Below are 19,342 nucleotides of genomic sequence, written 5' to 3'. Positions count from 1 at the left end.
AATTGGGTATTTGGAAATATCGCTCATATATATGGAACAATTCAGTTTCTGACTTGAAGAATCGCTATGCAGGCTCCTCTCTGGGAGCCTATTGGAATATATTGCAGCCTCTGATTCAGATTCTTCTTTTTACATTCGTTTTTTCACAAGTTATGGCTGCTAAGATTCCAGGGATGGATTCATCGGTTGCTTTTGCTATTTATTTATCTGCTGGTTTTATCCCATGGCTAGCATTCTCTGAAATGATTAATAGAGGAAGTAATTCTTTTGTAGAGAACGCAACCTATCTCAAGAAATTGGCAATTCCAGAACATGTATTCTTGCTACAGGTTGCAATTACAACTAGCTTGAATTTGTTCATTTCAATGGGATTACTATTCGTGCTAACAATAGTGTTAGGATTTCATATTGGTATATACTGGCTAGTTCTTCCAATCGTACTCCTGCTTTTTATTGCTTTTGGACTAGGTTTAGCTTTAATGTTTGCTAGTATTAATGTTTTTTTTAGAGATGTTTCTCAGTTACTTCTTAGCATTGTTCAAATTTGGATGTGGATGACTCCAATAGTGTATGTTGAAGACTTTTTGCCTTCAGGTTTTGCACAAGTAATTAAATATAATCCAGCTTACTATTTTGTAAACGCATTTCATCAAATTATTGTGTATTCATCACTTCCCAACGGAAATGATTGGATTGTAATGATAAGTGTATCAGTGTTATCTCTTCTTATGGGATATATCGTGTATACAAAACTACGTGCAGAAATTAGGGATGTTATCTGATGGAACACCACGCTGTTAAACTACAAGGTATATCCAAAAAGTATAAGAGATATAAAAAGTCCCATCATCGCTTACTTGAATGGATAACCTCAGGGAAAATTAAAATGCACGAGGATTTCTGGGCATTGAAAAATGTGAGCTTGTCTGTTGATAAAGGTGAGTGTATCGGAATTATTGGACATAATGGAGCAGGCAAGAGCACTTTATTAAAGTTGCTGTCTAAATCACTATGGCCTACAACCGGCACCGTAATGGCACAGGGGAATGTAGTTTCCTTGTTAGAATTAGGCACAGGCTTTCACCCAGAGCTTACCGGTATAGAAAATATTTATACTAGTGGCAAGCTATTAGGTTACTCTAACGAATATATTACGAGTAAATTAAATGGAATCATTGAATTCTCGGAATTGAGTGAACAATTCTTAAACCAATCAGTCAAATCCTATTCATCGGGGATGTATGTAAGATTGGCATTTTCGTTATTTGCTAATTTGGAACCAGACGTATACATTGTCGACGAAGCGCTGTCTGTTGGGGATATATTCTTTCAACAAAAGTGTTTTGACTTCCTCCAACAACTGAAATCAAATGGAACTGCTATTATCTTGGTCACCCATGACATGCAGACCGTTAAAAAATATTGCGATAGGGTCATAATCATGGAGGATGGGTGTATTACTCATGAAGGAAATCCTCTAGAAATGGTCAATTTGTTTTACACGATGGGGAGAGGCCCATTGAATGAACAGATTGACGAAAATAATAGACAAATGATAAATAACTCCTTAGATGAGTATATTGAAGTTCCTGAAGAAAGTAAGAGGAATGTGCTACATGCAGTAGGTTCACGCAGAGGAAATGGAGATATAAAAATAATCGGCGCTGTTATATGTGATGTCGAAGGAAATGAACTGCGTACAGCTCAGACTGGGGATCGGGTTTTCTTAAATATCTATGCAGAGGTAATAAAGGATACACCAAATTTGACTTTCGCATACCAGTTTTCTGATAGACATAATACAGTTGTTTTTGGACAGAACTCCTATATGCTGGATCGGACGATGCTAAGTGCCTCCAAAAGCGAGATAATAAAAGCTGAGTTTGAAATAGAGATGAATCTTTTCCAAGGATTATACACCGTTATGGTTGCAGTAACGGAATGTCAGACAGAATCAGCACAATTGATATATGATTGGGTAGAAGGTTGTATGACGTTGGAAATTCTTAGACCAATATGGCGTACATTTCATGGAGCCGCTTATATGGACTCATCATTCAAAATTGAAAGCTATAAACCATAGAGAGGTGAAGTAGATGGAAGATATTAAGGAAGTTGAAATAAATAAGTGCTGGTGTGGGAATGAGGAGCTTGAAGTATTCAATGATAAATATAAAAAGTGTATGTCATGTTTTACTCTTATCAATACTCCACGTCAAATAACCTCCTTCTATGAAGTAGAAAATGAGAATGATGATGATGCGTTCTATGGGAAAAATTACTGGATGGGTCATCAAACAGATGACCTCGGACATCCAAGTATATTTCAACGATCACGTAAGGATTTAGGCGAGAGATGCTTGTACTGGCTTCAAGCTGTGCTTAAATATAAACTGCCGCCCGGAGACTCGCTAGAGGTAGGGAGCGGTCCAGGTGCTTTTGTACAAATGATGAAAAGTGTAGGTTATGATGCTCAAGGTCTTGAATTAAGCCCTTGGGTGGCTAAATACGGAAGTAAAACACATGGGGTAAAAATAATTAATTCTAGAATTGAAGATGTATCTGATGGTATAGACGCAAAAGATGTGATTGCTATGATGGATGTATTGGAACACTTCACAGATCCAGTTGAAACTATGTCTCATGTAGTAAGAGTGTTAAAAGACGATGGATTATTGGTTATTCAGACCCCGTGCTACAATCATATGAGTTACCAAGAAATGCTTGACGCTAACGATCCGTTCCTTATACAACTTAAGGATCAGGAGCATCTTTTTTTGTTTAGCAAAGAAGCAATAGCGATACTCCTTAAGCAACTTGATATACGAAATATTGAGTTTCTAGATCCGTTATTTCCTTATGATATGTTCGTAATGGCTAGTGCTAATTCTCTGCAGGCTTTGGAAACTGATAGAATTACGGAGTTTATGGAGGCTAAGCCAGATACTCGTTTAATATTGGCGATGCTTGATCTGTTTAATGAACATAGGAGAGTTCTAGCAGAAGCAGAAGAACGGCTGAAAAACAACCAAATAATGGAGCGTTTACTAAAGGTATCTGAGCAGGACAGAACTCATCGACTAGAATCAATTCAAACGTTGGAACGGATGCTTGGGGAATCTGAACAGGATCGCGCAGCACGGTTAGAATCAATTCAAACGTTGGAACGGTTACTTAGGGAATCTGAACAAGACCGACATGCACGGCTTGAAACTATAAACTCTTTGGAAGCTCTTGTGAGTGAGAAGACAGGTGGGGTGAAGAAGTGAAGGTAGCCATCGATCTTACTCCAATAAGAACAACGGGAGAAATGGGCGGCGCTTTTCAACTGGTTGTTGAATTGATCAAGGGATTGGCACAAACACGTAAAGATGAACAGTATTTATTGTTAACAGCTGACTGGAATCATGATTTCTTTGAACAATACGAAAAATACGGTTTACAAAGGGTTTGCGTAACGACTAAACCAATAGCCGCTTCCAAGAAGAGATTAATCAAGAGAGTCATAAGAAAAGTATTTAAATTACTAAATATTAATATAAATATAGGGTCCTTTCGCCGACGTCGTCTACCTCTTCTTAAGTCCAAGGGTGTGGATGTTTTGTTTTGTCCAATGAGTGCAATAAATTACAAAGAGCCAGGTATTCCAACAGTTAGTTTAATTTACGATATGCAGCACGAATATTATCCGCAATTTTTTGCGGGCGAAGAATTGGAGCATCGCAGAACCTTTTATCGTGGTATTAAAGAAATGGCCGATTACGTTACTTGCATTTCCCAATTTACACGTAACACCTTTATCGAGAAATTAAACTTTCCAAGTGACAAGGCTGAAGTCATTTATATTAGTATTCAGGATAGATTACAACCGGATCATTCTACATCAGCTGAAATTGTTAATAGATTAGAATTAAAAGGAAAGAGATTTGCCTATTATCCTGCTAATTACTGGAATCATAAAAATCACCATATGCTGTTAGTGGCCTTCTCGATGTTTCTACGGCAGTACCCGGAACTAGACCTATATTTAGTTTTAACAGGAAGTCTATTAGATGAAAAAGACAAGTTTTATGATGATCTTAGGCGAATGGGAGTTAATGAGAAAGTTCATCATTTTGGATATGTAAAAGAGAATGAAGTTGCTGTTCTAATGAGTGAGGCTGAATTCCTCATATTCCCTAGCTTATTTGAAGGCTTCGGCATACCTGTAGCAGAAGCTATGTCTGCAGGTACACCAGTACTCTGTAGTCGAAATACTAGCCTTCCTGAAGTTGGAGGAGAGGCTGCGCTTTATTTTGACGCTAGAAGGCCAGATGAAATGGTAGAAGCAATGTATCTTGTTCTGACTGATAATCACATGAGAGAAAAACTAATTCAAAGAGGACATGAACAGGTCAAACAATTTAGTAATGAGAATATGGTGAACCAATATCGGAACCTTCTTACAGTTGCTGCTAACAATAAATCCAGTAAAGGCACATATATATCGGGGGTACATCAGGATAACTGGGCCGGGAAGGATGTATTGATATCTTTCGGGGATATACAAGATAAGAGCATACTTTATGCGGAGATTGTTGTTCCAGCATTTGTACCTTACCGTAATGGCAAGCTAAAGGTTATTGTGAATGGGAAACGCAAGAGCTACAAAGTTATTGCTGGTGAATCACTCGTTATTAAAGAGGAACTATCAATAGGAGCTTCTGAAATATCCTTTGTGTTCTATTCCTCGTTTTGTCCTAAAGATCTAGGTATGCCTGATGAAAGAGAATTGGCAGTCCAAATCATGAAAATACATTTATTAAACAAACAAACTCAAGAAGTTATTAAGGCACTTCATGGCTAATAATGATATGACGAGAAAGAGCTGATAGGACAGTGAAGGCTAAAATTACAATCGTAACCCCTTCGTACAATCAAGGAATATTTCTAAGAAGGACCTTGGATAGTGTATTTAATCAAAACATAGAAGGATTGGAGTATCTTGTTTTTGATGGAGGAAGCAAAGATGAGACGGTAGAGATTTTAGAAAGTTATGGTGACAGGTTGTCATTTGTCTCCGGCAAGGATGGAGGGCAGTCAGATGCTGTGAATAAAGGGTTACTGGCTGCTCATGGTGAGATTATTGGGTGGCTTAATTCAGACGATGTATACTATCCAGGATCAATAGAATCAGTTCTGAAGGTTTTCGAAGAGAATCCTGATGTTGATGTCATTTATGGTAAAGCTGATCATATTGATGAAAATGATCTCTACATGGAAGATTATTATACAGAGCAATGGGATTATGAAAGATTAAAAGAAGTATGTTTCCTGTGTCAACCGGCTGTATTTTTTCGGAAATCAGTAGTGGATACATTTGGTGTCTTGAATAAAGAGTTGAATTACTGTATGGATTATGAATATTGGATGCGAATTGGCGCAAAAAAACCGTTTTATTTCTTGAATCAGAAGTTAGCGGGGTCACGATTATATTCAGATAATAAAACTCTTGGAAACCGCAAGGCTGTTCATGAGGAAATTATTGTTATGCTTAAGGGGAAATTACGTAAAGCTCCAAAAAAATGGATGTATAACCTTTCGCATGTCATAACAGAAGAATCGGGTTACACTAGAGCCAATGCTAGTGATAATTATAAGTTTGTAAAGGCATTAGTCCTCACTTCGATGAAGGTTTTTTTGAAATATAATAGACATATTCCGTTAACTGATATTAGAGCAATGATGTCTTGGTTGAAGCATGCATATGTCGCTAAGCGGGAGGCTAAACGGAATGAAAATCGGCTTTGATGTCAGTCAGACTGCGGAGGACATGGCAGGATGTGGTTTCTTCTCCAAACAAGTCGCCTCGCATATGATTCTTGGAGATCGGAAAAATGAATATTTTCTATATCCTATGTTTTATGGTTATCGTCATCCTAATTTCAAAGAGGCATATCATAGCGAGCAGCCAAACGTACAGAGTTTCTTCAGGGATTTATCCTGGCATAAGGCAAATAGAATTTGGAGCGAAGTGAAAGATAAGGATGAATTGCTCGGTAACCCGGATATTGTTCACTCTAATAATTTTAGCTTCCCCGATGGAATTAAAGCGAAGAAAGTCGTGACAATTTATGATATGGGATATTTAGATTGTCCAGAGTATACAACGGAAGCCAATAGGCTAGTATGTTTCGAAGGTGCTTATGCGGCGAGCTTGAATGCCGACCATATTGTCACGATTTCCAACTTCTCCAAGCAATCCTTTCTTAAGTATTTTCCTTATTATCCGGAGAGTAGGGTATCGGTCATTTATCTTGGGAATCGGCCTACTTTAAAATGGATTACTGATGGAGACGTGTTTGAGCAGGTTAAGAATAAATTTGAATTAGAAGAAACTTTTTGGCTAGGGGTAGGAACGGTAGAGCCAAGGAAGAATTATGGAATGCTACTAGAAGCATACGCACAACTAGTAGCAGAAAATCAAGAAAAAAGACCCTTATATATTGCCGGCGGTAAAGGGTGGATGGAAGATCACATCCAGGATAAAGTCAGAGAATTAGGCATAGTAGATCTTGTGAAGTTTCTGGGGTATGTATCAGACGACGAATTATCAGTCTTGTACTCTAATTGCTTTGGGTTTGTATACCCATCCCGGTACGAGGGGTTTGGATTGCCTGTATTAGAAGCAATGAGTTGCGGTGCTCCTATAATTACTAGTAATACGTCCAGCTTGCCAGAAGTGGCTGGGGAGGCTGGAATCTATATCGATCCAGATAAGGTTCAAGAACTGACTCAAGCTATGCGCAGGTTGAGCGTGGAATCAGGACTACGAGAGAGTCTTATTGATCTATCTAAGATTCAAGCGGAGAAGTTCTCCTGGAACAAAGCTGCTGATCAATTGCTAGAAATCTATGAAAAGGTAATGGTGGAAGATTCGTGGAACAGAGCAGACAGTTAACTCATAGAAAGCCTTCTGTTTCAGTGATTGTCCCTAACCTTAACCAGGGACAATTTCTGGAGGAAGCTTTGCAAAGTATTCTTAACCAACCTAACTTAGACATTCGTATAGCAGTGATGGATGCTGGTTCTCGAGATGAATCTGTATCCATTATTCACAAATATGAAAGTCAGCTCACATACTGGAGATCCGAACGTGATGAAGGACAAGCAGCCGCCATTAACGAAGGGGTAAAGAAACTTCCGAATTCAGATTATATCTGTTGGCTAAATGCAGATGACGTCTTCTTGGAGAATGGTCTAACCAAAATGGTGCAATTTCTCGAAAGTCATCCTAATGATGTTGCAGTATACTCAAAGGCATATATTACGAATGTTCTAAATGAAGTCATAGAACCGTATGAGACAGAGCCTTTTAGCGTGGAAAGACTTGCTCATCACTGTTTTATCTGCCAACCGGCCACACTTATCCGAGGAAAGATATGGAATGAGTTAAATGGTCTAAATGCAGAGCTCCAAATGTGTTTAGATTATGATTTATGGTGGAGACTCAGTAAAAGTGGAGTATTCGGTTATTTGTCTGAATTTACAGCATGCTCTCGTGATCATGAAGCAACGAAAACACGCAATAACAAAGAAACACATTTCAATGAAGCCTTCCAGTTATTGAAGAATTATACGGGGCGTGTGCCTTTGAATTGGTGTCTATCCCGAGCAGCAGAGAAACAGATCCAAGCTCCATATGTTATGAGAAAAATCCTCGAGAAGGCTTGGGCCAGTTATATGTATATTAAATATAGATTCTAATTTTTTTGGGGTGAAGAATAGTGGAAAGCCTTGTTTATTTTCAGAGAGTAAACCGTAAACCTTGCTTTGTCTAGAGTGGCTTCTGTATCAGCGTTAAGGAATATTGAAGTTAATAATCCTTCAACGTGGGAGTTTTCTGCATTTAGTCAGAAGGAAATTTGGAATCCATAGAAAAGTTCAAAACCTATTTACAACCTTTATTGTGTTCAGGTTGTTTGCACTGCAGCCTTTCGGTATTCATTAAACTTTGCAAAAATGCTCCAGAGAGTTATCTAGCTCCATTGAGGGCTGTTGAATATGATTGCGCACTGGTAGCTTAATGACACTAAATAAGTCTGTAGGTAATATATATTGGTTGAATATTGCTGATAACGAGATTCCTTTTGGTGGTTTAATTGAACATACGAATTTTATTAGTAGAAACAGATTTATAGATTATTGGCATAGGAGAGGTGGAGTTTACTATACAGGTTTCTGTCATAATACCTACATTGAATGCTGCCTCTTATCTGAATGGACTTTTAACCAGATTACTTGATCAATCAGTTGTCCTGAATGAAATCATAGTGGTGGATTCCATGTCAAATGATAATACCATCGAAGTGGCGCAACGCTTGGGTGCTACTGTATTGTCCATTGATCGTAGTTCTTTTGATCATGGTGCTACTCGCAACTTTGCTGCTTCACATGCTAAGGGGGACATACTTGTATATATAACACAAGATGCCCTTCCTTCTGGGTATCACTTTATTGAAGAATTAATTGCTCCTTTCGAAGATTCACAAGTGGTAGCTGCTTATGGTAGGCAGGTTGCAAGGCCGGAAGCTGACCCCATTGAACGGATGACAAGAGAATTCAACTATTCTATGAAGCCCATTCGCAAGTCAATGGCGGACGTAAATAGATATGGAATAAAAACCTTTTTTTTTACCAATGTATGCTCAGCTATGCGCAAAGATTTCTTTGATAAAGTGGGTGGTTTCCCAGAACCTATTATTTCAAACGAAGATATGATTTTCGCCGCAAAGTGTATATTACAGGGGTACTCAATTGTCTATACTCCGAAAGCAAGTGTTGTTCATTCGCATCACTTTACACTGATGCAACAATTTCGTCGGCACTTTGATATTGGTGTTTCTTTGAGAATGAACGAGTGGTTATTTCAATATGCCAAGCCCGAAGGTGAAGGCGTGAGGTTAATAAAAACTCAACTAAAACATCTAATGACTGCAAGGCTATGGATGTGGATTCCAAGATGGGCTGCAGAGACCGTGGTCAAATATTCAGGATATCGTCTAGGACTTTCTTATAAGAGAATCCCAAGAAAGATGCTCAAGAAATGCAGTATGCAAAGATCATTTTGGTAACTCAAGCTAGCTATTCTAGTACGAAGCGAAACTTTCCTAGCTTAAAGTCGTTATATTATTATGTAGATTAATATAACCTACTATCGAATCATGTAGAGGAATGATGGGAATGCGACAAAAAGGAATAGTTATTACGGTTATGTTATTTGTAGTAGTCATTATTTTTGGAGGTTTTGGTTGGTATCAATCCTCATTTGCTGACAGCAACTCTAACCCTGGATCAGTAGACGATCCGATAGTGACCAAAGGGTATGTAGACTCTGTAGTTGCTAAATTAGTTCAACAGGAGCTAGAGAAAGTCGGGACAATTGGCAGCGGAGGCTCTTCGAAGATTGAGACAGTAACACTACCATTGGGGACAAAACTAATTGTAGCAGATGGTGGGGAAATTATAGTACGTACAGGGAAAGCAATTGCATATAGCTCAGATGTCAATGGTCTATCTGATATGACGGATGGGATCGATATTAAGCCTGGTAAGCCAATCGCGAACAATCACCTCATACTTAACCCGAGGGGCGCAAGAGGCGTTGAAGCAGACCCTAAGCAGACAAGGGGACTGATTGTACTTGTTCGTGGAGCATACAAATTGCAAGAGCCATAATTTATTTAAATGTCATTAATAACTGCCAGAGGACGCTTGGCAGTTATTTTTTATGACTACATTCCGTACTATATATAGCCGATAAATTATTCGACACCATTAATTAGGGAGTGAATCAGCGTGAAAGGAATTATTTTAGCAGGCGGCACAGGGTCGAGGCTGTTCCCTTTAACTAAAGTAACGAACAAGCATCTGCTTCCTGTTGGAAAGTATCCGATGATATTTCATGGAATTGCGAAGCTCAAAGAAGCCTCAATTAAAGATATTCTTATCGTAACAGGCAAGGATCACATGGGGGATGTAGTAAATCTTCTTGGTAGCGGCAAAGATTTCGGTCTCTCTTTCACATATAAGGTGCAGGATGAAGCAGGCGGTATTGCACAGGCACTTGGATTAGCAGAGCAATTTGTTGGGAACGATTCTATGGTCGTAATACTTGGTGATAATGTGTTCGCAGATAGTATTGCTTCTTATGTCGATAATTTTCGTAAACAAAAAAGAGGAGCTAAAATATTGATACAGGAAGTTCCTGATCCGAATCGGTACGGCGTTCCTGAGATTTTAGGACATCATATCATCTCCATCGAGGAGAAACCGCAGCAACCTAAGAGCAACTATGCGGTAACAGGAATATACATGTACGATGCTGAAGTGTTTGAAATCGTGAGAACGCTTGAGCCCTCTAATCGGGGAGAGCTTGAGATTACCGATGTGAATAATGCATATATCAAAGCGGGGACGCTTACTTACGACGAGCTCAATGGCTGGTGGACTGATGCAGGCACTTATGGATCGCTTATGAGAGCGAATGAAATGGCGCAGGATGTTATCTTCGGGGAAGAGTTTGGAAAATTAAAATTGTAAGGTGATTAAATAAAATGAAAATTGTAGAAGGAAAACTAGCAGGTGTAAAACTGATTGAACCAGTTGTATTTGAAGATAATCGGGGATTCTTTATGGAAAGCTATCATGCAGATCGTTTCGCTTCATTAGGGATTACCGTGAGCTTTCTCCAAGACAATCATTCTTTATCTAAGCATAAGGGAGTTCTACGTGGGCTTCATTATCAATTGCTACCAAAGGGTCAAAGCAAGCTTGTGAGGGTTACTACCGGTGCTATTTATGACGTTGTAGTAGATATTAGGGAAGGCTCACCAACTTTCGGGCAATGGGAAGGGTTTGAACTGACTGCTGAAAACAAACGTCAGCTATTTATACCTCAAGGCTTTGCTCATGGCTTCTGTACTATTCTACCCAACACAGAAGTTCTTTATAAAGTAGATGGCTTATACTCAGCCGAGCATGATCGAGGTATTGCTTGGAATGATCCAGCTATTGGTATCAGTTGGCCTGTTGAGCAACCTATTCTTTCAGATAAAGATTCAAAACATCCGTTGCTAGCTGATGCAGAGATTAATTTCGTAAATAAAGGGTGAAAAAGATATGAAATTACTCGTTACCGGCGGAGCAGGTTTCATAGGAAGTAACTTTGTTCATTATATTTTGCAGGAGCACCCCGAGGATGAAGTTATTAATGTTGATACTTTGACCTATGCAGGGAATTTGGAGAATTTGCGATCAGTGGATTCTAATCCTCGTTATCGTTTCGTCAAAGCGGATATAACGGATCGTGCTGCCTTGGAGCCTTTGTTCGAAGCAGGTATTGATGTCGTTGTGAATTTTGCAGCAGAGTCCCATGTAGACCGGAGTATATTGGACCCTGGCATATTTGTCAGCACGAATATTATGGGAACCCAAACCTTATTGGATTTAACGAAGCAATATAGTGTTGCTAAATTTATTCAAGTATCCACGGATGAGGTTTATGGAACATTGGGTGATACAGGTTTGTTCTCGGAAGAGACGCCTCTTCAAGCGAATAGCCCTTATTCGGCAAGTAAAGCAGGGGCGGATCTGCTTGTACGAGCTTATCATGAAACCTTCGGGCTTGATGTAAATATAACCCGTTGTTCGAATAATTATGGTCCTTATCAATTTCCGGAGAAGCTTATTCCACTGATGATACAGAATGCATTGGCAGACAAGTCCCTTCCTGTGTATGGAGATGGTCTGAATGTACGTGATTGGTTATACGTAGAAGACCATTGCAGTGCTATTGATCTTGTCATTAGAAAGGGTCAAAGCGGTGAAGTGTACAATGTAGGTGGCAATAATGAGCGCAATAATCTTCAAGTTGTTAAGACGATTTTGCAGGAATTGAATAAGCCAGAGACACTAATTAGTTATGTTCAAGATCGCTTGGGACATGACCGTCGTTATGCTATCGATGCAACGAAAATCCGCGAAGAATTAGGCTGGATTCCAAAATATAATTACGAAACAGGTATTCGTGAAACGATTCGTTGGTACCTGAACAACTTAGAATGGATGGAACAAGTTCGTTCGGGAGTATTATGAGAATCAGTATGGCGAACGTCTGGGAGGGTAACAAATGCACGAAGGCAAGATTACACTGCTAGTTACAGGTGCCAACGGACAACTAGGACAAGAGCTGATTAGGCTTGGAGATGAGCGGATTAACATTATCGGGTGTGTCCGTACACAACTAGATGTGACTAACTTATTACAATGTCGTGAAGTGGTTGCTACCGTTCGCCCAGATGCAATTATTCATGCAGGAGCTTATACCGCTGTCGATAAAGCAGAGACAGAATCGGATGAGGCATATCGAATTAATGCCCTAGGCACGCGTAATCTTGCCCTTGCTGCTAATGAGCATGGGTCAAAGCTGTGTTATATTAGCACGGACTATGTTTTTGATGGAACTGCTTCACAGCCCTATAACGAATATGACAATACTAATCCTCAGTCGATATATGGAAAGTCTAAGCGAGCGGGAGAGGTGCTTCTGCAATCGCTAGGTCATCGTTATTTTATCGTGAGAACGTCCTGGGTATATGGAAAATACGGTAATAATTTTGTGAAAACGATGCTAAAGCTAGCTTCGGAACGTGACTCGGTATCCGTTGTTCATGATCAGTTTGGTTCTCCTACGTATACGTACGATTTAGGACGTTTCCTTATTGACCTTGTTCAAACAGAAGCATATGGTATTTATCATGCTTCGAATACTGGAGCTTGTACTTGGTATGAGTTTGCTCAAGCGATTTTTGAAGAGAGTAACCTAGCCATGAGAACAGAACCATGCACAACAGAGCAGTTTCCTCGTCCTGCGCCCCGTCCTGCTTACTCGGTAATGGATCATTCGGCTATTCGTCAGAATGGGTTTACAGATTTGCGTCCTTGGCGGGAGGGGCTTCAAGCATTCTTGAAGGAACTTGATACATGATCTAGTAGTATACTAAGAAAGCCACATTTTACCCTAAGACCCATAATGTCATACGCCTTGAATCGATTGAGCCAACACATACTAGGATCATTACATTCAAGGAGGCTGACATCATGGCGAGAAGCAACAAATTAGTTGTACCGGAGTGCGCAAATGCGTTGAGGCAGATGAAATATGAGGTTGCAGCGGAGCTCGGTGTACCGATTAATCAGTATTCAACCGGAGGTCTGGATACGGAATTTGCTGGAGAGCTGGGAAGTATAGGATCTGTAAGCTATGGTAAACAATACTACGGTGATCTTTCGTCCCGGGAAGCTGGGGCACTTGGTGGGGGAATTACGCAACGTTTAATACGACAAGCGCAACAAACAATCGTGTAGCAAATGTGAAAGAATGGCAGCCTGTTTCATCCCTAAGATAGGCTGACATACATTGACACCCCTCGACAATTCCGGTATCATTATTAATCGAAGGTTTCTATTAACAGCCTTTTCCAATTGGAAAAGGTTGATTTTTTTATATGTGGAGGTTGGAGAAATTGTCGATAAAAGGCCGGCATCTCTTCACATCCGAATCGGTCACTGAAGGCCATCCGGATAAGATATGCGATCAAATCTCAGACGCGGTATTGGATGCTTTCCTAGAAGTAGACCCTTACGCTCGTGTAGCCTGCGAAGTATCCGTAGCTACTGGACTTGTACTTGTTATAGGTGAAATAAGCAGTAAAGCTGATTTTGTAGATATATCCGCCATCGCGCGTCGCACGATTAAGGAAATTGGTTATACACGTGCTAAATATGGTTTCGACTCCAGCACATGCGCTGTATTAACATCACTGAACGAACAGTCTGCTGACATTGCGCAAGGCGTTAACGCAGCTCTGGAAAGCCGTGATGGCAAAGATATTCAGCAAGAGAATGAGGATATCGGTGCAGGGGATCAAGGTCTTATGTTTGGCTTTGCATCGAATGAAACACCGGAACTAATGCCGCTTCCGATTGCATTAGCTCACCGCTTGTCCCGTCGCTTGGCCGAGGTGCGCAAAAATGGCACACTTGGCTACTTACGTCCAGATGGTAAAACTCAAGTAACCGTTCAATATGAAGATGGTAAACCAGTTCGTGTGGATGCGATTGTCGTCTCAACACAGCATTCCGAGGATATTACATTGGAGCAGATCCAAAGTGATATTCGCGAGCATGTTATTTATCCGGAGGTTCCTGCTGAGTGGCTAGATGAGAATACCAAATTCTTCATTAATCCAACAGGTCGTTTCGTTATCGGCGGACCGCAAGGTGATGCAGGGTTAACTGGCCGTAAAATCATTGTTGATACTTATGGTGGATATGCTCGCCACGGTGGCGGTGCTTTCTCTGGTAAGGATCCTACAAAGGTTGACCGTTCCGCGGCATATGCTGCTCGATACGTGGCGAAGAACATTGTTGCTGCTGGTCTTGCTGATAAATGTGAGATTCAGCTTGCCTACGCCATTGGTGTAGCAAGTCCAGTTTCCGTTAACGTTGATACTTATGGTACTGGTAAAGTTGAGGAAGAGAAGCTTGTTGAACTTATCGTTAATAACTTCGATCTTCGTCCTGCTGGTATCATTAAAATGCTTGATCTTCGTCGCCCGATTTATCGTCAGACTGCAGCTTATGGCCACTTTGGTCGCACGGATGTTGATCTTCCGTGGGAACGCTTGGACAGAGTTGAAGCTTTGAAACAAGGCGCTCAAGCATAGTAAACTGATTTCTAATGCACAATGCACCGCTAAGCTAGGTGCATTGTGCTTTTTTCTGTCCAAAACACTAATTTTGTTCCACTATTAAGCCGAAGTAATAAGTACAAGATTGTTTATTTTCGGGAGGTTTTTTTGTTGCAACGTATTCGAACTCTTTCACTTACCTTAATTGTTGCACTTGTCGTCCAGTGTCTGTCAGTAATGGTTGCTGCTGCTGCCCCAGTTGGTTCTGAGGTGCGGGCACTAGGAGGAGACAATGGTCCTCAGCTTACTGGAATGACTCCAAGTAATGGCGCCACTGCTGTTGTTACCAATACCTTTCTCAAGCTCAGCTTCGATGAGACGATAATTCGAGGGACAGGCACTATTGATCTCTATTTAGCTAATGGAACTCTTGTTGGGAAATATAATGTTACGGATGTGAACACAGTCCAGCTTGATAATGAGAATACATCTATTGTCATTAAGCCAAGCACTCTTAATTCCGGGGACAGCTATTATGTTATTGTTCCTAGTACTGCGATCATAAGCTATGCGACTGGAAGGTCTTATCAAGGTCTTACAACCTCGCAATGGACCTTTAGAGCCGAACAGCTTGTTCCTGTAGCATCAAATTTCAGTCCGCGTCAGGGAGCGAATGCGGTTGATCCGGTTGCACCCGGCAATTTATCTTTCGATTTTACTCGCAAGATTTTTAAGGGGACTTCAGGATATATCGAAGTTAAGCGGACAGCTGACAACGTCACTGTCCAATCCATTGACATTGCTTCTAATGAAGTGACTATTGCTCCAGTGGATGCCAGCCCTAGCTCTAACTGGAGAGTAAGCGCTCCATTAAAGGGGTTAGATTATAATACGTCATATTATGTTCTAATTAATCCAGGGGCATTAAAGGATGCAGATAATGGTGCCTATGCGGGAATCACAGCAGTAGGTGTCTGGGCCTTCACAACGAAGCCAGCTTTGGACACGACCAAACCTAAGGCGGTAGTATTTAATCCAGCTAATAATGGAACCTTGGGTGATATTAAGACCACTCAATTCACTCTAACCTTTGATAAGCCAGTGTTCGTTAATGCTAATAAAAGTCTAGTTATTCTTAATGCAGCTAACAATGCCTTATTTTGCACCATACCTGCAGATAGTACTACTACAGGTGGTTCTTCAATATCTATTAACCTAGCCACATCTTCGTGTCCTAAATTAACTAATAATCTAGACTTATCAATATCCATTGCGAATGATGTGTTCCGTGATGCTAGCGGTAACTATTTCGATGGAGTTACATGGAGATTTAAGATTGTTGTCGATTCGACACCGCCTACTATCGTTTCGTATTTACCTGCAGTAGGCGTAACAACTGTGGGTGTATCAACTACTCAGTTGAGCCTGACATTTAATAAACCTGTTGCGCTTGTGGGTGCCAATCCAACCTCTCAAGTGTTTCCGCAGAATAACCAAACCTATAAGACGGATTTGAAAATGGTTATAGACCCAACTAATAGTAGCCGGGTACTATTTAATTTGGGTAACTCCAAATTGAGTAGCTCAACCCTGTACTCTGTGCTTGTTCCCGTGAATTTAATAACTGATCTAGCCGGCAATGCTTTTGCGGGTATAGCTAATCCTTACCAATGGACTTTTCAAACGGCTAATAACAGTACTCCGACAATAAGCAGCTCAACAATAGATGGTTCTACTATATTACTTACCTATAGCGAAAATCTTGATTCGACCAAAGTTCCGTCCGGTAGTAACTTCTATGTACAGGTTAATGATGTAGCGCGTCCTGTCACGAGCGTGAGCATCGTTAATAATGAGGTTAGGTTAGTGCTACAAAGTATTGTTTTAGCGGGACAGTCAGTTAAAGTTTCTTATTATCCGGATAGCTTTTCGATCGACAAAAGGTTGAAAAATGTAGCAGGAAATGAAGCGGCTGGATTTACTAATCGCGCTGTTACCAATACCACAGATACAGCGTTGCCTAAGCCGGTAAGCGGGATCTTTTCTGGAAGCTCAGTGCTTTTGATGTTTAATCGTGCATTAACGACTCCTGTTGGAGAATACCGCAATCAATTCGTAGTTAAGCAGGGCGGAGTTCCACTAGCCTTCAATGCTTCTACGTTGGGCGGAACAGTCTTAAGCTTGACGTTAAATACTACATCGACTAGCCCCCAGCCTGTTTCTATCAGCTATACCCCAGGCTCTAATCCCATTAGGGACCAGAATGGAAATTTGATGCCGGCCTTTACCGATTATTATATTCGTAATGTTCTTGATACCACGGAGCCGCAGTTTGTTTCGGCTACTCTGAATGGCAATAAAGTCATCTTGACCTACAATGAGGGACTAAATACAACGACGATCCCTCCTAAATCTAGTTTTTCATTAACGATAAGTGGAACAGCGGCTATAATTACTTCTGTTAATATCGTCAACAATACGGTGGAGCTGCTATTGTCTCAAAGCGTAACTAGCAATGTTCCTGTACAGTTATTTTATTACCCTGGGAGTCCAGGGATATCTGATCTCTCGGGTAATCCCGCCTTGGCTATTGTCGGTCACAGCTTCAATTCAGGTGCAGCGGGGGCAGTGGCGCAGGTCGCTTCGCTGAATATATCAAATAGTCAATTATCAATTGTTTATTCAACTAACTTAAGCTCTTACTCAACACCGTATATTACTCAGTACACTGTGAAGTATGATGGTGTAGCCGTTCCGGTAACAAACATTTCTGTATCAGGAACACAGGTTATTTTAACCCTTTCCTCTGCCGTTAAAGCAGGACAACGTGTTACTGTCAGCTACAGTAGTACAGGGGTAACGTTAAAGGATTATTTGAGTCAGCAGGTAGCCGTTTTTAATGATTTAACAGTTACCAACCAAGGCGGATCTGCTGTGATAGGTAATTTACCAGATTACCTAGAAACTGACGGAGCGGGAGCACTAAGGTTTATCAATGCAAAGGCTGCAACAGTCGTTTCTGCAGCGACAGCTTCAGGAAGATCGGCGAACCGTTATATGATTAATGGAGATAAACTAATTTCTGCTTTCGACTTGGTTAAAACAACGGCTGGAGTTACTGTACCAATGGTAACCTTCAAGGTTCCAACGACTGAAGCGGGAGCTTTGGTAGGTATTCCACTGCGTTCGATTATGGATGCGGCGTCACGATCCGCCAATGCTTCAATCCGTTTAGATTTTGGAGATTTGCAGTTCACGTTACCGCTTAAAGCAATTAACTACAGTAAGCAGCTTCAAGCGACTGGGGGGGACGTGTCTGCAGCGTATTTATTACTCAATATTGAGAAGACGCCTAGCACCCCTCTTGTTTCCAAGCTAAGTGGCAAAGGTGCACAGATGCTTGTGACTCCTGCTGATTTTACAGCGATTATACTTGCGGGTGGACGAGAAAGGGAGATCGACTCTTATGAAGCATATGTCACTAGAACCTTTGTCCTTCCCTCGTCGGTAGGTGCTACGAACGATATTGCCGTCGTACGTATGGATAGTGATTCTGGTGATGTGACTTATGTACCGTCTAAGGTTAGCAATTCCAACGGTAGCGTCAAGGTTGATTTTATGAGAAAAGGTAATAGCGTGTACGCGGCAATTCGTGCCAATATAACCTATACAGATATGGCTAAGCACTGGGCTAGAGATGATGTATCCCAGTTAGCCTCTAAGTTCATTGTAGATGGACCCTCCCTAACAAGCTTTGCTCCTAACAAGGCTATCACGAGGGCAGATTTTGCGGTATTTATTGCACGTGGTCTAGGTCTTAATGGCGTTAGTGCATCCGCAGCAAAGTTTAAGGATGTTGGTTCCAACTATAAGTCTGCTGCTTACATTGGTGCCGTTAGCGATGCGGGTATTGTAGAGGGAGGAACAGACGGGAAGTTCCGTCCGGAAGCTCCTGTTACCCGTGAGGAGATGGCTACGATGTTAGTAAGAGCGATGAAGTATGCGGGAGTGAGCAAGACGGCAACGAGTACTGCCCTTAATGGCTTCAAGGATCGCACCAAAATTAGCAGCTGGGCCAAGGATGGCATGGCCATTAGTGTAACAGCTGGCTTTATTAAAGGGACACCCGAGAAGACGGTCAATCCAAAAAACAATGCGACTCGTGCAGAGGCAGCAATTATGATTAAGAGATTTTTGGAATACGTGGATTTCCTATGAACCATGCAAAGATAATGGAGGCAGGATTGGAATGGGTAGGTTCAAGTTTGCATTACCCCTTCGATCCTAATTTACCGGTGTTGTTCGTAGGAAGTAAAATGTTTGCCTTGCTAGGCAGAACAGGTGAGCACGAAAGTGTTAATCTGAAGGTAGAGCCGGAAGAAGCATGGCTACTGCGGCAACAATATCCCGGCTCTGTCCTACCGGGCTATCATATGAACAAGAAGCACTGGAATACAGTAGTGTTTGATGGTGGTGTGCCTGATAGTGAGGTGCATGCTATGCTCGAGCATTCCTATCAGCTCGTATGGAATAAGCTGACTAAGCGTGAACGTGCAGAGCTTAAATAAATAGTAGTGGGGAAAAGCGGCGATGGTTGCCGCTTTTTTACG

16 protein-coding genes and 1 pseudogene are annotated in these 19,342 nt (G+C 41.0%); all 17 read left to right on the top strand.

From position 1 onward, the window contains the following. Positions 1–2: 2 nt before the first annotated feature. The 17 genes and pseudogenes from KCTCHS21_RS27660 (at position 3) to KCTCHS21_RS27580 (ending at position 19,300) form a co-directional block, all read left to right on the top strand. Positions 3–782 (top strand): ABC transporter permease, encoded by a 780-nt coding sequence (locus tag KCTCHS21_RS27660; protein WP_130615456.1) that lies wholly within the window; start codon positions 3–5, stop codon positions 780–782. Next, a complete protein-coding gene (locus KCTCHS21_RS27655; protein WP_130615454.1) occupies positions 782–2,083 on the top strand; it encodes an ABC transporter ATP-binding protein in 1,302 nt (433 codons plus the stop codon). Before KCTCHS21_RS27660 ends, KCTCHS21_RS27655 begins: the two co-directional genes overlap by 1 nt. A 13-nt stretch (positions 2,084–2,096) precedes the next feature. After that, positions 2,097–3,269 (top strand): class I SAM-dependent methyltransferase, encoded by a 1,173-nt coding sequence (locus KCTCHS21_RS27650; RefSeq protein WP_130615452.1) that lies wholly within the window; start codon positions 2,097–2,099, stop codon positions 3,267–3,269. Further along, a complete protein-coding gene (locus tag KCTCHS21_RS27645; RefSeq protein WP_130615450.1) occupies positions 3,266–4,846 on the top strand; it encodes a glycosyltransferase family 4 protein in 1,581 nt (526 codons plus the stop codon). The genes KCTCHS21_RS27650 and KCTCHS21_RS27645 overlap by 4 nt, the downstream gene beginning before the upstream one ends. A gap of 32 nt (positions 4,847–4,878) precedes the next feature. Next, a complete protein-coding gene (locus tag KCTCHS21_RS27640) occupies positions 4,879–5,790 on the top strand; it encodes a glycosyltransferase family 2 protein (RefSeq protein WP_130615448.1) in 912 nt (303 codons plus the stop codon). Beyond that, the gene (locus tag KCTCHS21_RS27635; RefSeq protein WP_157994137.1) at positions 5,774–6,940 is read left to right on the top strand and encodes a glycosyltransferase family 4 protein; all 1,167 of its coding nucleotides are present in this window, start codon (positions 5,774–5,776) and stop codon (positions 6,938–6,940) included. Before KCTCHS21_RS27640 ends, KCTCHS21_RS27635 begins: the two co-directional genes overlap by 17 nt. Beyond that, the gene (locus KCTCHS21_RS27630; protein ID WP_130615444.1) at positions 6,919–7,746 is read left to right on the top strand and encodes a glycosyltransferase family 2 protein; all 828 of its coding nucleotides are present in this window, start codon (positions 6,919–6,921) and stop codon (positions 7,744–7,746) included. The genes KCTCHS21_RS27635 and KCTCHS21_RS27630 overlap by 22 nt, the downstream gene beginning before the upstream one ends. A gap of 452 nt (positions 7,747–8,198) precedes the next feature. Then, positions 8,199–9,113: a glycosyltransferase family 2 protein gene (locus KCTCHS21_RS27625; RefSeq protein WP_269472734.1), complete on the top strand. Its 915-nt coding sequence runs from the start codon at positions 8,199–8,201 to the stop codon at positions 9,111–9,113. Positions 9,114–9,222: 109 nt separating this feature from the next. Further along, a complete protein-coding gene (locus tag KCTCHS21_RS27620) occupies positions 9,223–9,717 on the top strand; it encodes a hypothetical protein (protein WP_130615442.1) in 495 nt (164 codons plus the stop codon). Between the two features lie 120 nt (positions 9,718–9,837). Then, positions 9,838–10,581, top strand: a complete 744-nt coding sequence (locus KCTCHS21_RS27615; RefSeq protein ID WP_130615440.1) for a sugar phosphate nucleotidyltransferase — start codon at positions 9,838–9,840, stop codon at positions 10,579–10,581. Between the two features lie 14 nt (positions 10,582–10,595). Continuing rightward, positions 10,596–11,153: a dTDP-4-dehydrorhamnose 3,5-epimerase gene (gene rfbC / locus KCTCHS21_RS27610; protein ID WP_130615438.1), complete on the top strand. Its 558-nt coding sequence runs from the start codon at positions 10,596–10,598 to the stop codon at positions 11,151–11,153. Positions 11,154–11,160: 7 nt separating this feature from the next. Continuing rightward, positions 11,161–12,166 (top strand): annotated as a pseudogene (gene rfbB, locus KCTCHS21_RS27605) (dTDP-glucose 4,6-dehydratase). 3 nt (positions 12,167–12,169) lie between these two features. Further along, positions 12,170–13,027, top strand: a complete 858-nt coding sequence (gene rfbD / locus KCTCHS21_RS27600) for a dTDP-4-dehydrorhamnose reductase (protein ID WP_232057984.1) — start codon at positions 12,170–12,172, stop codon at positions 13,025–13,027. A gap of 113 nt (positions 13,028–13,140) precedes the next feature. Beyond that, positions 13,141–13,407, top strand: a complete 267-nt coding sequence (locus KCTCHS21_RS27595) for an alpha/beta-type small acid-soluble spore protein (protein WP_130615434.1) — start codon at positions 13,141–13,143, stop codon at positions 13,405–13,407. Between the two features lie 158 nt (positions 13,408–13,565). Continuing rightward, positions 13,566–14,768: a methionine adenosyltransferase gene (metK, locus tag KCTCHS21_RS27590; protein WP_232057983.1), complete on the top strand. Its 1,203-nt coding sequence runs from the start codon at positions 13,566–13,568 to the stop codon at positions 14,766–14,768. 135 nt (positions 14,769–14,903) lie between these two features. Then, positions 14,904–18,950, top strand: coding sequence for an S-layer homology domain-containing protein (locus KCTCHS21_RS27585; protein ID WP_130615430.1), 4,047 nt, complete (start codon positions 14,904–14,906; stop codon positions 18,948–18,950). Beyond that, the gene (locus KCTCHS21_RS27580; protein ID WP_130615428.1) at positions 18,947–19,300 is read left to right on the top strand and encodes an MmcQ/YjbR family DNA-binding protein; all 354 of its coding nucleotides are present in this window, start codon (positions 18,947–18,949) and stop codon (positions 19,298–19,300) included. The genes KCTCHS21_RS27585 and KCTCHS21_RS27580 overlap by 4 nt, the downstream gene beginning before the upstream one ends. Positions 19,301–19,342 lie beyond the last annotated feature (42 nt).

The sequence above is a fragment of the Cohnella abietis genome, assembly GCF_004295585.1.
Lineage (GTDB): Bacteria > Bacillota > Bacilli > Paenibacillales > Paenibacillaceae > Cohnella > Cohnella abietis.
This window is presented reverse-complemented; position numbering and strand designations above follow the sequence as displayed.